This is a genomic window from Streptomyces sp. NPDC030814 (assembly GCF_055572155.1).
In genome coordinates this window covers 87,473-101,902 of sequence record NZ_JBVIDX010000010.1, presented here as the reverse complement: position 1 = coordinate 101,902, position 14,430 = coordinate 87,473, and the positions used below count along the sequence as shown (strand labels likewise).

Annotated in this window: 13 protein-coding genes; 8 read left to right on the top strand and 5 right to left on the bottom strand. The window is 73.2% G+C overall.

What is annotated here, in order from left to right; all coding sequences use genetic code 11:
• Window positions 1-39 precede the first annotated feature (39 nt).
• Entirely contained in the window at window positions 40-774 is a 735-nt protein-coding gene (locus ACZ43N_RS22060) for a FadR/GntR family transcriptional regulator (protein ID WP_468099636.1), read from the bottom strand.
• 135 nt (window positions 775-909) lie between these two features.
• On the opposite strand from ACZ43N_RS22060, the gene ACZ43N_RS22055 reads away from it, so the two are divergent.
• From ACZ43N_RS22055 to ACZ43N_RS22040, 4 genes are read left to right on the top strand one after another with little or no spacing between them, the layout of a single operon-like run.
• Complete coding sequence (locus ACZ43N_RS22055; RefSeq protein WP_468099634.1) at window positions 910-2,268, top strand: glutamine synthetase family protein; 1,359 nt, start codon at window positions 910-912, stop codon at window positions 2,266-2,268.
• A gap of 26 nt (window positions 2,269-2,294) precedes the next feature.
• Window positions 2,295-3,689 (top strand): aldehyde dehydrogenase family protein, encoded by a 1,395-nt coding sequence (locus tag ACZ43N_RS22050; protein ID WP_468099632.1) that lies wholly within the window; start codon window positions 2,295-2,297, stop codon window positions 3,687-3,689.
• The gene (locus ACZ43N_RS22045) at window positions 3,686-4,474 is read left to right on the top strand and encodes a 3-oxoacyl-ACP reductase (RefSeq protein WP_468099630.1); all 789 of its coding nucleotides are present in this window, start codon (window positions 3,686-3,688) and stop codon (window positions 4,472-4,474) included. The genes ACZ43N_RS22050 and ACZ43N_RS22045 overlap by 4 nt, the downstream gene beginning before the upstream one ends.
• A gap of 58 nt (window positions 4,475-4,532) precedes the next feature.
• Window positions 4,533-5,444: a DUF2510 domain-containing protein gene (locus ACZ43N_RS22040; protein WP_468099628.1), complete on the top strand. Its 912-nt coding sequence runs from the start codon at window positions 4,533-4,535 to the stop codon at window positions 5,442-5,444.
• Window positions 5,445-5,474: 30 nt separating this feature from the next.
• On the opposite strand, the gene ACZ43N_RS22035 is transcribed toward ACZ43N_RS22040, so the two are convergent.
• The gene (locus ACZ43N_RS22035) at window positions 5,475-6,677 is read right to left on the bottom strand and encodes an amino acid deaminase/aldolase (RefSeq protein WP_468099626.1); all 1,203 of its coding nucleotides are present in this window, start codon (window positions 6,675-6,677) and stop codon (window positions 5,475-5,477) included.
• A gap of 1,183 nt (window positions 6,678-7,860) precedes the next feature.
• A complete protein-coding gene (locus ACZ43N_RS22030; protein ID WP_468099624.1) occupies window positions 7,861-8,154 on the bottom strand; it encodes a hypothetical protein in 294 nt (97 codons plus the stop codon).
• Between the two features lie 625 nt (window positions 8,155-8,779).
• On the opposite strand from ACZ43N_RS22030, the gene ACZ43N_RS22025 reads away from it, so the two are divergent.
• Both ACZ43N_RS22025 and mycP read left to right on the top strand, forming a co-directional pair.
• The gene (locus tag ACZ43N_RS22025; protein ID WP_468099623.1) at window positions 8,780-9,604 is read left to right on the top strand and encodes a hypothetical protein; all 825 of its coding nucleotides are present in this window, start codon (window positions 8,780-8,782) and stop codon (window positions 9,602-9,604) included.
• Window positions 9,601-10,863 (top strand): type VII secretion-associated serine protease mycosin, encoded by a 1,263-nt coding sequence (gene mycP, locus ACZ43N_RS22020; protein ID WP_468099621.1) that lies wholly within the window; start codon window positions 9,601-9,603, stop codon window positions 10,861-10,863. Before ACZ43N_RS22025 ends, mycP begins: the two co-directional genes overlap by 4 nt.
• Before the next feature lie 68 nt (window positions 10,864-10,931).
• Here mycP and ACZ43N_RS22015 read toward each other — a convergent pair whose 3' ends face one another.
• The gene (locus tag ACZ43N_RS22015; protein WP_468099619.1) at window positions 10,932-12,041 is read right to left on the bottom strand and encodes a serine hydrolase; all 1,110 of its coding nucleotides are present in this window, start codon (window positions 12,039-12,041) and stop codon (window positions 10,932-10,934) included.
• 149 nt (window positions 12,042-12,190) lie between these two features.
• On the opposite strand from ACZ43N_RS22015, the gene ACZ43N_RS22010 reads away from it, so the two are divergent.
• Window positions 12,191-12,922, top strand: coding sequence for an SseB family protein (locus ACZ43N_RS22010; RefSeq protein WP_468099617.1), 732 nt, complete (start codon window positions 12,191-12,193; stop codon window positions 12,920-12,922).
• A gap of 1 nt (window position 12,923) precedes the next feature.
• Here ACZ43N_RS22010 and ACZ43N_RS22005 read toward each other — a convergent pair whose 3' ends face one another.
• Window positions 12,924-13,289 (bottom strand): DUF1844 domain-containing protein, encoded by a 366-nt coding sequence (locus tag ACZ43N_RS22005; RefSeq protein ID WP_468099615.1) that lies wholly within the window; start codon window positions 13,287-13,289, stop codon window positions 12,924-12,926.
• A gap of 367 nt (window positions 13,290-13,656) precedes the next feature.
• Between ACZ43N_RS22005 and infC the strand changes: the two genes are divergently transcribed.
• Window positions 13,657-14,334, top strand: coding sequence for a translation initiation factor IF-3 (gene infC / locus ACZ43N_RS22000; RefSeq protein ID WP_079049634.1), 678 nt, complete (start codon window positions 13,657-13,659; stop codon window positions 14,332-14,334).
• The last annotated feature ends 96 nt before the right edge of the window (window positions 14,335-14,430 follow it).

Here is a 14,430-nt window from a genome sequence, read left to right as displayed (position 1 = left end):
CGGTGGTGGCAAGGCCTGCCGCCGACCGCTCCGCCGTCCTCACGTCAGGAACCCCCGCAGCAGTGCCGCCGTCCCCGAGCAGTGCTCCCGCATGATCTCGCGCGCCCCGTCCGCGTCCCCGTCGAGTACCGCGTCGACGAGCGCGACATGCTGTCGCTGCGAGTGCTCCAGATTCCGCACGAGAAGCGGAATGCAGTCGAGGAGGTCGTTGACGGAGGCCCGTACGGCCGCGTACTGGGCGGTGAGCGAAGGGGAACCGCACAGCTCCGCGAGGGTGAGGTGGAGCAGGGTGTCCTGGCGCCGGTACTCGGCGAGTGGCGCCTCATGGGTGCGTGACAGCGCCTGCCGCAGCCGCGCCGCCTGAGCGTCGTCCAGGCCGTGCGCCGCGCACAGACCGGCGGCGCCCACCTCCAGCACCTCCCGGAACCGCAGCACATCCTCGATGTCGACCTCGGCGATGCGGCGGCGTAGTTCGTCCTCGCCGCCCGCGTCGGTGCGCGGCAGCACGAACGTGCCGCCGTACCGCCCGCGCCGCGCCTCCACCAGGCCCTGGTCCTGGAGTACCTTCAGCACCTCGCGCAGCGTCACCCGGCTGATCCCGAGCCGTTCCGCCAGCTCGCGCTCCGCGGGCAGCCGCTCCCCGCCGGGCACCAGGCCCAGCCGGACGATCTGGAGGATCTGCTCCAGTGCCTCCTCGAAGCCGTTGCCGGCCCGCACCGGCCGCAGCACCGGTGTCAGCCGGTCCTCCGGTCCGCCGTCGGGTTCCACCGACATATGGCCGTGCCCCCTTCCCAAGCAATGGTTCTCGGCAATACCTTATGACTTCCGGCCCGGCGGATGAAGCGCGCGGTACGACGCAGTACGAGCAGAAGTGCGCAGCGACCGAAGAAAGCCCAAGGAGGCCACCCCGTGGCAGACCGCACACCCCCGCTCTCCGTCGAGGAACTGCACGCCCTCGTCGCCGGCGGTGAGATCGACACTGTCGTCCTGGCCTTCCCCGACATGCAAGGGCGACTCCAGGGCAAGAGGTTCGCCGCCCGGTTCTTCCTCGACGAGGTCCTCTCCCACGGCACCGAGGGCTGCAACTACCTGCTCGCCGTCGACACCGAGATGAACACCGTCGACGGCTACGCGATGTCCTCCTGGGACCGGGGCTACGGCGACTTCGCCATGCACCCGGACCTGTCCACCCTGCGCCGGGTGCCCTGGAACGAGGGCACGGCCATGCTGATCGCCGACCTCGCCTGGAACGACGGCTCACCCGTCGTCGCCGCCCCCCGCCAGATCCTCCGCCGCCAGCTGGAACGCCTCGCCGAACTGGGCTACACCGCCAACGTCGGCACCGAGCTGGAGTTCATCGTCTTCAAGGACACCTACGAACAGGCCTGGGACGCCGGCTACAAGGGCCTCACCCCGGCCAACCAGTACAACATCGACTACTCGGTCCTCGGCACCGGCCGTATCGAGCCCCTCCTCAGGAGGATCCGCAACGAGATGGCGGGCGCCGGACTGACCGTCGAGTCCGCCAAGGGCGAGTGCAACCCCGGCCAGCACGAGATCGCCTTCAAGTACGACGACGCCCTGGTCACCTGCGACCAGCACGCCATCTACAAGACCGGCGCCAAGGAGATCGCCTCCCAGGAGGGTGTCTCCCTCACCTTCATGGCCAAGTACAACGAGCGCGAGGGCAACTCCTGCCACATCCACCTGTCCCTCGCGGACGCCGACGGCACCAATGTGATGGCCGACGGTCACGGGATGTCCCAGGTCATGCGGTACTTCCTGGCCGGGCAGCTCGCCGCGCTCCGCGACTTCTCCCTGCTCTACGCGCCCAACATCAACTCCTACAAGCGGTTCCAGCCGGGCTCCTTCGCCCCCACCGCCGTCGCCTGGGGCTACGACAACCGGACGTGCGCGCTGCGGGTCGTCGGCCACGGCCGCTCGATGCGGTTCGAGAACCGGCTCCCCGGCGGCGACGTCAACCCGCACCTCGCCGTCGCCGGGCTCGTCGCGGCCGGGCTGTACGGCATCGAGCAGAAGCTGGAGCTGCCGGAGGTGTGCGAGGGCAACGCGTACACCGCCGAGTACGCCCATGTGCCGACCACGCTGCGCGAGGCCGCCGAGCTGTGGGGGAACAGCCCCATCGCCAAGGCCGCCTTCGGCGACGAGGTCGTCGCCCACTACCTCAACATGGCGCGCGTCGAACTGGCCGCCTTCGACGCCGCCGTCACCGACTGGGAGCTGCGCCGCTCCTTCGAACGCCTGTGAACCGCCCCGCGCTGAAAGGCCCTTACTTGTCCGGACAGTCCCCGCAGTACGAGCAGCAGCTCCAGGTGCTGAACCCCGCCACCGAGGAGGTCGTCGCCACCGTCCCCGCCGCCACCCCGGCGGACGTCGACGCGGCCGTCTCCCGGGCGACGAAGGCCCAGCGGGCGTGGGCCGCGCTGGCCCCCGCCGACCGGGCCCGGCTGCTGCGCCGCTTCGCCGTCACCGTGGACGAGCACCTGGAGGAGCTGGCCCTCCTGGAGGTCCGCGAGGCCGGGCACACCATCGGCAACGCCCGCTGGGAGGCCGGCAACGTCCGGGACCTGCTCGACTACGCGGCCGGCGGCGTCGAACGGCTCACCGGACGCCAGATCCCCGTCTCCGGCGGCCTCGACGTCACCATCCTCGAACCCCTCGGCGTGGTCGGCGTGATCGCCCCCTGGAACTTCCCGATGCCCATCGCGGCCTGGGGCGTCGCCCCCGCGCTCGCGGCGGGCAACGCGGTGCTCCTCAAGCCGGCCGAGACCACCCCGCTCACCGCCCTGCGCCTCGCGGAGCTGGGACGCGAGGCGGGGCTGCCCGAGGGGCTTTTCCAGGTACTGCCCGGACACGGCCCCGTCGCGGGCGACGCCCTCGTCGAACACCCCGGCGTCGCGAAGATCGTCTTCACCGGGTCGACGACCGTGGGCAAGCAGGTGCTCGCCAGGGGCTCGGCGCTCCTCAAGCGCGTCACCCTCGAACTCGGCGGCAAGAGCCCCAACATCGTCTTCGCCGACTCCGACCTCGAAGCCGCGGCGGCCGCCGCCCCCATGTCGTTCCTCGACAACTCCGGCCAGGACTGCTGCGCCCGCACCCGCATCCTCGTCGAGCGCTCCGTCCACGACCGCTTCCTCGACCTCATCGCCCCCGGCATCGAGTCGGTCCGCGTCGGCGACCCGGCCGACGAGGCCACCCAGATGGGCCCGCTGATCTCCGCCGTCCAGCTCGACCGCGTCCGCTCCTACGTCGACCCGGACGCGCCCGGCATCCGCGGCAAGGCCCCCGAGGGCCCCGGCTTCTGGTTCCCGCCGACCGTCCTCACCGGCGTGGAGCCGCACGCGCGCGTGGCCGCCGAAGAGGTCTTCGGCCCGGTCGCCGTGGTCCTCCCCTTCGACGACGAGGCCGACGCGATCCGCCTCGCCAACGACACCCCGTACGGCCTGTCCGGCTCCATCTGGACCCGGGACGTCGGCCGCGCCCTGCGCGTCTCGCAGGCCGTCCGCGCGGGCAACCTGTCGGTCAACTCCCACTCCAGCGTCCGCTACTGGACCCCCTTCGGCGGCTTCAAGCAGTCCGGCATCGGCCGGGAGCTCGGCCCGGACGCCCTGACCGCCTTCACCGAAACCAAGAACGTCTTCATCAGCACGGAGGGCCCCGCACAGTGACCCAGCCCCAGGACACCATCTGCCGCCGACTCGTCGGCCGCACCGCCGTCATCACCGGCGCGGGCAGCGGCATCGGCCTCGCCGCCGCCCGCCGCCTCGCCTCCGAGGGCGCCCACGTCGTCTGCGGCGACGTCGACGAGGCACGCGGGAAGGCCGCCGCCGAGGAGGTCGGCGGGACCTTCGTGAAGGTCGACGTCACCGACGCCGAGCAGGTGGAGGCGCTGTTCAAGACCGCGTACGACACCTACGGCAGCGTCGACATCGCCTTCAACAACGCGGGCATCTCCCCGCCCGACGACGACTCCATCCTGGAGACCGGCCTGGAGGCCTGGAAGCGGGTCCAGGAGGTCAACCTCACCTCCGTCTACCTGTGCTGCAAGGCGGCCATCCCGTACATGCGGCGCCAGGGCAGGGGCTCCATCATCAACACCGCCTCCTTCGTGGCCCGGATGGGCGCGGCGACCTCACAGATCTCGTACACGGCCTCCAAGGGCGGTGTGCTCGCCATGTCCCGCGAACTGGGCGTGCAGTTCGCGCGGGAGGGCATCCGCGTCAACGCCCTGTGCCCCGGCCCGGTCAACACCCCGCTGCTGCAGGAGCTGTTCGCCAAGGACCCGGAGCGGGCCGCGCGCCGCCTCGTGCACATCCCGCTCGGGCGGTTCGCGGAGGCCGAGGAGATCGCCGCCGCCGTGGCCTTCCTCGCGAGCGACGACTCGTCCTTCGTGAACGCCACCGACTTCCTGGTCGACGGCGGCATTTCGGGCGCCTACGTCACCCCGCTCTAGGGCATCCGGAACACCGCGCCGGGAACACCCGCCTCCTAGGTGTGATTAAAGTGCCGGGATGAGCAGTTCGCCGCCGCCCGGCTGGTACCGCGACCCGTCCTACCCGCTCACCGAACGCTGGTGGGACGGGTCCGCGTGGACCGACCACCGGCGTCAACCGGAGCAGCCTCCCGTCCCGCCGCCGGTCCAGCCCCGGCCGCCCAAGGGCCTCGGGCGCACCAAAGTGACGGCGCTGGCCGTGACCGGGGCCGTGCTGGTCGCCGGCGCGGTCACCGGCGGCATCCTCGTCCTGGGCGGCGACGGCGACGGGGGCCGGGAGCCGCGGACGGCCCCCACCGCCCCGTCGTCCGGCGGCGAGAGCCCGTCCCCCACCGCCCCCTCCTCGTCCCCCTCCGGGGCCGGCGGTGACGTGTCCGTCGTCGTGGACGACCTGAACGGCATCACCTTCCCGGTCCTCGACGGCTGGACCGACGGCGCTGACGCCGACGAGGACGCCGTCCTCGTCACCGACGGCACCTACGACTGCCCCGGTGACGACGGCCTCTGCCGCAGCGGCTGGGTCTACTCGCGCACCGTCACCCAGAGCGAGGAGACGTCCCCCAAGGTCCTCGCCGAGAAGGACATCGAGGACGCCGCGAACGACGCGTACGAGCGCGACGACCTGGACCGGCGCCCGTACAACGGCATCACCGGCCACGAGGTCGTCGCCTCCGGCTCGGTCGCCGTCGCGGGTCGCGCCGGATACTTCGTGCGGTGGCGCGTCACCACCGACGCCGGACCCGGCGGGTACGTCCAGTCCCTCGTCTTCCCCTCCAGCGTCGGCTCCGAGGCGCCGGTACTCGTCCGGTTCGCCCTCGACGCGGGGGGCGACGGCCCGCCGGTCGGCGACATCGACAGGATCGTCAAGGGCATCCGAGCCGTGGGCGACGAGGGGACGGGCGGAGGAGTGGGCAGCAGCCTGGGCCCGTGACGTCCTGGGCCCAGGCGCCCGAAGCGGGCTCTACAGGAAGGTGTGGCCCTCGCCCCGGTACGTCGGGACCGTCGCCGTCACCTCGTCGCCCTCCACCAGGTGCAGCACGTCGAAGCGTTCGCACAGCTCCCCGGCCTTGGCGTGCCGGAACCACACCTTGTCGCCGAGCAGCAGATCGTCCGCGGGGGCGCCCAGCAGCGGCGTCTGCACCTCGCCCGGCCCCTCCTGCGGGTCGTACTTCAACCCTTCCGGCAGATACGGCACCGGCAGCCGGTCCGGTCCCGCGGCACCGGACGCCGGGTACCCGCCGCCGAGCACGGTGACCACGCCGACCCCGGGCCGCCGGACGACGGGCATCGCGAACAGCGCGGCCGGACGCCCGCTGAACGACGTGTAGTTGTCGAAGAGCCGGGGCACGTAGAGCCCGGAGCCGGCGCCGATCTCGGTCACCGCGTCCTCCGCCGCCGTGTGCTGCACGCTGCCCGTGCCGCCGCCGTTGACGAACTCCAGGTCCGGCGCGACCCGCCGTACGGCACGGACCACCTCGGCCCGGCGGGCGGCCAGCTCCTTCTTCGCGGTGGCCTGCATCAGCCGCACCGCACGCGAACGGAAGGGCCGCCCGGCCACCGAGTCGCCCACACCGGCGATATGACCCTCGTACGCCATGATCCCGACCAGCTTGAACCCCGGCCGCTCGGCGACGGCCCGCGCCACCTCGGCGACCTGCTCGGGGGAGTGCAGCGGCGAACGCCGCGCCCCGATGCGCACCCGGCCCCCGAGGAGCTTCAGCGACGTGTCCAACTCCAGGCAGACGCGCACCACTTCGGTGCCGCCGCGCCGGGACTTCTCGATCAGCTGGAGGTGGGCGGGGTCGTCGACCATCACGGTGACGGCGGCGGCGAGCTTGGGGTCGCCCGCCAGCTCCGCGAAGGCGTCCTGGTCGGCCGAGGGGTAGGCGAGGAGGATGTCGTCGAACCCGGAACGGGCCAGCCACAGGGACTCGGCGAGGGTGAACGACATGATGCCCCGGAAGCCCTCACGGGCCAGGACCCTCTCCAGTAGCGCCCGGCAGCGAACGGACTTGCTCGCGACGCGGATCGGCTTGCCGCCGGCCCTGCGGACGAGGTCGTCGGCGTTCGCGTCGAAGGCGTCGAGGTCGACGATCGCCAGTGGTGCGTCGAGATGAGCGGTGGCCCGGTCGTAGCGGGCCCGGTCGGCGGCGCGCGCAGTCATGAACGAAGCCTGCCAGACATGATTACCGCAGGGTAGGGGGACGTTCCGGGCTAAAGCCCCGGTGCCGCCGACTGGTTCCCGCTCGACCCCGGGCAACCCGTAGAGTGACGCGAACGCAGGGGACGACCTCGACGGGGATGCCGATCCGCTGCCACGGGTATGGCTTGCGTGTGGTGTGACCACGGGTGCGGTCGGCCTGTGGTGCGGCGCTTGCCCAAGGGACGGTCCCGTCGCATGCGTGCCGGTCGCTCCCCACGGGTGACCGGGACCCGGACCGCTCCGGGTCGGCCCGGGCACGAGGAAACGGGGGGTGCATGAGCACGGAAGCGCGTCGCGCCTCCATCCCCCCACGTCCACCGAGGCGGCCCTCGACGCCCCCCGTCCCCACACCGCCGAGCACCCCACCCCAGAACACCGTGCCCCCCATCGACACTCCGCCGCCCCGCCGCGACTCCGGCCCCACCGACGACGGCCCGCGAGGCGGACGTCCGCCCGGCGACGGCGCCACCGGCGCACGCCCGACCACCGGTGGGGCGCCGGGCGCACGCCCCTTCCGTGGAGGTGGCTCCGGCCCACGGCCCACAGGCGCAAGCGCCTCTGACACGCGTGCGGACGGCGCAGAGGGCTCGTCCTCGACACCTGGGACGGACAAGAGACTGTTCGGAGCGCGCCGGGTTGTGGGGGGTGCGGCCGGGGCGCGTCCGGCTCCCGGGGGCGCTTCCGGGAGGCCGCCCTCCGCGTGGCCGGGCGGCTCGGTGCCTCCTGCTCCGCGTGGGGGTGAGCCGGGCACGGGGTCGCTTCCCTCGCCCGGTTCCTCGGCGGCTCCGCCGCCCCGGCCGGATCGGGCGCCCTCGACCGGGGAAACGCCGACCGTGCCACGGCGTCCCCAGCGACCGCCCCTGACAGGCGTGCCCGCCCGGCCCACCGCTCCACCTCGCCCGTCCTCCGCACCGACCGCTCCACCTCGCCCGTCCTCGGCGCCGACCGCTCCACCTCGCCCGTCCTCGGCGCCGACCGCGACGCAGGGCGCGCCTCGGAGCGACCAGCGACGGGGCACGGGGGACGGGCAGCGCCCTGCGTACGGCACCGACGCCGCCAACACGACACGACAGCACAGGAGTTCCGGCGAGCGGGGCACCTCGATGTCCTCACGTCCCCAGGGCTCCGGCCCGGTGTCCGGCCGTCAGCCCTCGCAGGGCACGGCAACGGACGACGGTCCCGCGCCGCGCCGCGCCGACCGCCCCCGCTTCTCCGACTTCCGAAGGACCGCCGCGAAGAGCGGTGCCACCCCACCGCCCCCCGCGGCCTCGGCCCGCTTCCCCGACGCCCCGCCCTCCTCGGCGCCCCGCCCCACCGGGCCGCCCGCGGGGCCCACGACCTCGACGCCCCGTCGCGTCGTACGCTCCACCAACTCGGAGCCGACCACCCCCGAACCGCCCGCCGACACCACCCCGCCCCGCCCGGTCGGCCGCCCCACCGCAGGCACCTCCTCGCGTACCACGGCAGGGGATCTCGGCGGTACTCCGCCCCGCCCTGCCGGGCAGCCCGCCGGCGGCACCTCGCCCCGCCACACGGGACAGCACCCTGGCGGCACCTCGTCCCGCCCTGCCGGGATGTCGGTCGGCGGCGTCTCGTCCCGTGCCACGGGAGAGCATCCCGGTGGCGCCTCGTCCCGCCCCGCAGGTCAGCCGGCCGCGGGTGCCCCGTCCCGTCCCGCCGGACAACCTGCCGACGGTTCCCCTCCCCGCCCCGAGGGCCGGCCGCCCGTCGGCCCGTCTCCCCGCCCAGCCGCACAGCCCCCCCGCAGCACCCCGTCCCGTGTCCCCGGGCAGTTCTCCGGCGGTGTTCCGCCCCGGCCCGACGGGGCGCCCTCCGCCTCGACGGTTCGTGGGTCCGTACCGGCCGGGGCCGGTGGCTCGGGGGCCCTTGCGGGAGAGGAGCGGCGTGGCCCTCGGTCCGAGGGAGGCGGGGCCGAGACCGGGAGACGGTCGCGGCCCGGGGACCCCGGTCATCCGGGGGCGTGGCAGCCGCCGTCGGGATCTTCCCGGCGGTCCGCCGACGCCATCGACGAGGCACTCGGCGTCGCCTCCGGGCGGCCGTTCGTGTCGTTCGCCGAGCCCGACACCTCGTCCTGGACCCCGTCCGAGCCGGACGACGTACGGCGCAGACCGCGCCCCACCGGCGCCCGTGCCGCGGCCGTGGCCGCGTGCGTGGTGCTGGGCGTCGGGCTCGTCGGCGGCGCGGCGGCGGGCAGCTGGCTCACCGGCGACACGGGCCCGGACGGCACCCGCGTCGGCTTCGCCGCGGCCGGTGCCCTCTGGCACGGCGTACCCGTCGACGAACTGTTCCCGCCCACCGTGCAGGGAGAGGGCGCCGGCCCCGGCGGCACCGACCGCACCTGGACCCGGGTCGCCGTCGCCCCCGACAGCGGCTGCGCCGACGCCTTCGACCCCCTGCTGCGCAAGGCTCTCGCCCCCGTCGGCTGCCTGCGGCTGCTGCGTGCCACCTACACCGACGCGACCCGCAGCAACGTCACCACCGTCGGCCTGATGTTCACCAAGGGCGACGCCACCGACATGGCCACCCTGAAGGCCCACTTCGCGCGGGACGGCCTCGACCGGCGGACCGACCTGATGCCCCGCACCTACGCCGCCCGGGGCACCGTCGCCGCCGGCTTCGGCGACGACCAGCGGGCCTCCTGGACCATCTCCGTCCTGACCGACGTCCCCGTCGTCGTCTACGCGGTCTCCGGCTTCGCCGACGGCCGCACCGTCACCGAACCGCAGCCCGCCGAGGACGCGATGCGCTCCGACGCCACCACCGCCCCCGCCCAGGCGGGCCTCGGCCACGAGGCCCAAGGCCTCGCCGACCGCATCGAACGCGGCCTCCGCAGAACCGCCGCGTCCGCCACGGAGCAGCCCTCATGACAGCCGAGGAGACAGGGAACATCGACGGATCCGGGAGCGCCGGCGAAACCGGGGGCACCGCCGAGGCCGGGGGCGTCCGGGCCGGCCGCCCCCGGCGCACCGCACTCCTGGCCCTCCCCCTGGCCTTCTCGCTGGCCCTCCTTCCCTCCACCGCCGCCCACGCCGACGGCATCCGGGACCAGCAGTGGGCGCTCGACGCCATGCACACCGAGGAGGCATGGCGCACGACCAAGGGGGAGGGGATCACCGTCGCGGTCCTCGACACGGGCGTGGACGACGAGCATCCCGACCTCGTCGGGAACGTCCTTCCCACGAGGGACCTGGTCGGCTTCGGGGCCAGGCGGGGCGACCGGTCCTGGGCCCGGCACGGCACCGCCATGGCCGGCATCATCGCCGGCCACGGACACGGCGCGAACAACGGCGACGGCGTCCTCGGCATCGCCCCCGAGGCGAGGATCCTGCCCGTCCGCGTCATCCTCGAAGACGGCGACTCCGCCCGCTCCAAGGCCCGCAGCACCCGCGGCAACGCCCTCGCCGAGGGCATCCGCTGGGCCGCCGACCAGGGCGCCGACGTCATCAACCTCTCCCTCGGCGACGACTCCGAGTCCGCCCACCCCGAGCCCTCCGAGGACGCCGCCGTCCAGTACGCCCTGAAGAAGGGCTCCGTGGTCGTCGCCTCAGCGGGCAACGGAGGCAAGAAGGGCGACCACATCTCGTACCCGGCGGCCTACCCGGGTGTCATCGCGGTGACCGCCGTGGACGAGGACGGCAACCGCGCCCCGTTCTCCACCCGCCGCTGGTACGCCACCGTCAGCGCGCCCGGCGTCGACGTCGTCATCGCCGACCCCGACCGCAAGTACTACGAGGGCTGGGGCACCAGTGCCGCCGCGGCCTTCGTCTCCGGAGCCGCCGCCCTCGTCAAGGCGGCCCACCCCGGTCTGACGCCGGCCCAGGTGAAACGGCTCCTGGAGGACACCGCCCGCGACGCCCCCGTCGGCGGCCGCGACGACTCCCGCGGCTTCGGCTTCGTCGACCCGGCCGCCGCCATCCGGGAGGGCGGCAACCTCAGGACCGACGACCTCGCGTCCGCGTCGTACGGCCGTAAGTACTTCGGCCCCGGCCCCGACCCCGTGAAGGACGAGGACACCGGCTTCGGGTGGGCAGCCCCCGCCGCCGGCGGCATCGGCGTGATCCTGCTCATCACCGCGGTCGTCATCTGGCGCGGTGACCGCCGGCGACCGGACGAGTTCCTCATCTGACCGCCCGGGACAGAGGCACCGATCACCGCGATGACCGCTCCCGTCCGCCGCGAGGTGGCCGATCGCCCCTATGACGACGAGGCCGCGCCCACCGTCGGCGAAGCGCCTTCCGTGTCCACCCTGCCCCCTTCGTCCGCCTCGCCCGCGAACACCGACACCCCCGCCCGGGCCGCCGCCTCGACCAGCGCGATGCCCTTCGCCTTCGTCGTGTTGCCGTTCGACACCACCGCGACCAGACAGTCCCGCCCGTCCACCGTGACCCGGCCGATGCTGTTGATGACCCACAGCCCGGTTGCGGTACGCGGCAGCCACCCGTTCTTCAACGCGAACCCCGAACCGCCGGAGCCGTCCGGTACGGCCGCCGACACACCCCAGTCCTGGCCCACCGCGATCTGCTCCATCAGCCCCCGCACATACGCCCGCGAGGCGTCGCTCAGCTCGGACTCGTCGTCGTCCCCGAACACCTGACGGAGCAGGGCGAGCTGATCGGCCGCCGTCGTCCGCGTCAGTCCCCAGTACAGTCCGTCGCCCCCCTCGGTCCGCGTCATACCGAACCGCTTGTTCGCCGCGTCCAGACCGGCCGCCCGGCCGATGGTCCTCCACAGCTCCGTCGCGGCGGTGTTGTCGCTGTCGCGGATCATCGTGGAGGCGTACGCCTTCTCCTGCGCCGTGAGCCGCCGGTCCGCGTCCTGCGCCCGGAGCAGCAGCGCGGCCAGGATGTCCACCTTCACGATGCTCGCGGTCTCGAACCGCGCCTCCCCGTACAGCGCGCTCTGCCCGGACTCCACGTCCAGCACCGCCACCGAGAACGCCGCCCCGTCCTCGACCGGCACTTGTGCGAGGGCCGTCGCGAGCAGCGCGTCGTGCTCCGCCTCGGGCGCCGCCACACGATCCACCGAAGCCTCCTCCGTGACCCGGTCCGCACCCGGCGCTGCGGAAGCGGAGGCCGAGGGCGACACCGAGGATGACGCCGCCGACGATGAGGCCGAGGGCGACACCGAGGATGACGCCGCCGACGATACGGCCCCGCCCCCGCCGTCCTGTGCCCGGGCCGTCACGTACAGCGCCCCGGCGGCGGCCGTGCCGCACACGAGGACGGCGACGGCAGGCGCCGCCGCGCGGAGGAGCGGGAGACGAACGGCCGGACGGGCACGGCGACGGGCTCTGCGAGGAGGCATGCCGCGATGGTTGTGGCCCGTGCTGTGCGGTGGGTTAGGCCCGTGTTAGATGCATGTCAGGACGAGCTGAGAAAACCGTGAGGGGTGTGACCGTCACGTTTCCGGCCCGGCGAACGCCCGGGAGACCGCCCCCGATAGGGTCGGTGACCGTGGCGAACAAGAACATTCCCGACCCCGGCTACTCCGACGACGACGGCTCGGCCGACCCCCGGCTGAGCGCCGCGCTCGCCGCCTGGGCGGAGGACCGCACCGCCGTGGGGCCGGTCCTCGAAGCGCTGAAGGGCGCCCGGCTGCTCGTCCCCGTGGTGGCCGTGCTCGGTGAGGTCGAGGAGGACGAGAACGGGCTGCGCCGCGAGAAGACCAGCGACATGGCCGTGCCCACCCTGAAGGCCGGCGGCCGCACCGCCCTGCCCGCCTTCACCTCCACCGACTCCCTCGTCCGCTGGGACCCCGCCGCCCGCCCCGTCGCCGTACCGACGCACCAGGCCCTCCAGGCCGTCGCCCACGAGAAGGCCGACACGCTCGTCCTGGACCTGGCGGGGCCCGTGCCGTTCGAGCTGACGGGGTCCGCGCTCCTCGCGCTCGCCGAGGGGCGTACGACGGCCGACCCGCTCGCCGACCCCGCGGTGATCGACGCGGTGCGCGCGGCGGTGGCCGCCGAGTCCTCCGTGCTCCGCGCCCACCTCGGGCCCGGACAGGCCGACGGCACCCTCGCCCTGGTCCTCGACCCCGCCGCCGTCCCGGCCGAGGCCGCCCGAGCGGTCGCCTCGCGGCTCGCGGCCGACGAAACACTGAGGGCCCGCCTGGTGCGCGGCCTCGACCTGGCACTTCTGCCGGCCGGGACGACGCCTCCGGGCGAGCCCCTGTACGTGAAGGGTTAGCTCAGCCGTAGACCGGGCCGGTGTACTTCTCGCCCGGACCCTGGCCCGGGTCGTCGGGGACGACCGATGCCTCGCGGAACGCCAGCTGCAGCGACTTCAACCCGTCGCGCAGCGGCGCCGCGTGGAACGAGCTGATCTCCGTGGTGGACGCGTCGAGCAGGCCCGCGAGGGCGTGCACCAGCTTGCGGGCCTCGTCCAGGTCCTTGTACTTGTCGCCCTCCTCGGTCAGACCGAGCTTCACCGCGGCGGCGCTCATCAGATTGACGGCGACCGTCACGATCACCTCGACCGCGGGGACCTCGGCGATGTCACGGGTCATCGAGTCGAAGTCGGGGGACTCGGGGGACTCAGGAGGGGTGTCACTCATGCCTCACACGATAGGCCCCGGCGCATACGCTCCCACCTGGGGGAGTCCGCTGCGCCCCGATTGGCACCCCAGGTTTGAACCCGCTATGGTGGGGTCTACGACCGGCTGGACATCTGTGTGCCCGGCCCGCAAGTGGAGGCTCCGAACTCCCACCTGGCCATCCTCCGGGACGGCAGGTCACCGGTCAGACGGCCACCACCGTTCCGTACGGACGGTGGAGTCGTCCGAATCGCGCCCCGCGGTCACCGCGGCGGTGCTCCGGCAGTCATTGGAGCCCCGCCTGTGTCCCGTCCGGGGCATTTTTCATGCGCCGTGATGGTTGGTCCTTATGTCAACCAGACATGACGCGGCGGTCCGCCAGACCGTCGTGGGGTGCTACCGAGGAGGATCCATCAGCGCCGAGCCCCGCATCAACGACCGGATTCGCGTTCCCGAGGTGCGACTTGTCGGTCCCAGCGGCGAGCAGGTCGGGATTGTTCCGCTTGCCAAGGCCCTGGAGCTTGCGCAGGAGTACGACCTCGACCTGGTCGAGGTGGCCGCGAACGCACGTCCGCCGGTCTGCAAGCTCATGGACTACGGGAAGTTCAAGTACGAGTCGGCCATGAAGGCCCGTGAGGCGCGCAAGAACCAGGCGCACACGGTCATCAAGGAGATGAAGCTCCGGCCGAAGATCGACCCGCACGACTATGACACCAAGAAGGGTCACGTCGTCCGGTTCCTCAAGCAGGGCGACAAGGTCAAGATCACGATCATGTTCCGTGGTCGCGAGCAGTCCCGGCCCGAGCTGGGCTACCGACTGCTGCAGCGTCTCGCGGAGGACGTCCAGGACCTCGGGTTCGTCGAGTCGAACCCGAAGCAGGACGGCCGAAACATGATCATGGTTCTCGGTCCGCACAAGAAGAAGACCGAGGCGATGGCCGAGGCCCGTCAGGCTCAGGAAGCGCGGAAGGCGGAAGCGAAGGCCAACCCTGGCAAGTCGCAGAACGCCGCCGACGCCGAGCACGTCGAGGTCGAGGCGCCGGCCGAGGAGCCTGCCGAGGCGTAAGTCCCCGGGACGAGAGTCCGGGGGAAGCCCTGGACACGAGTCCGGGGTGTCAACCGATAGAAATGACGTTCCGTTGTGCCCGGTTTAGCGACCGGG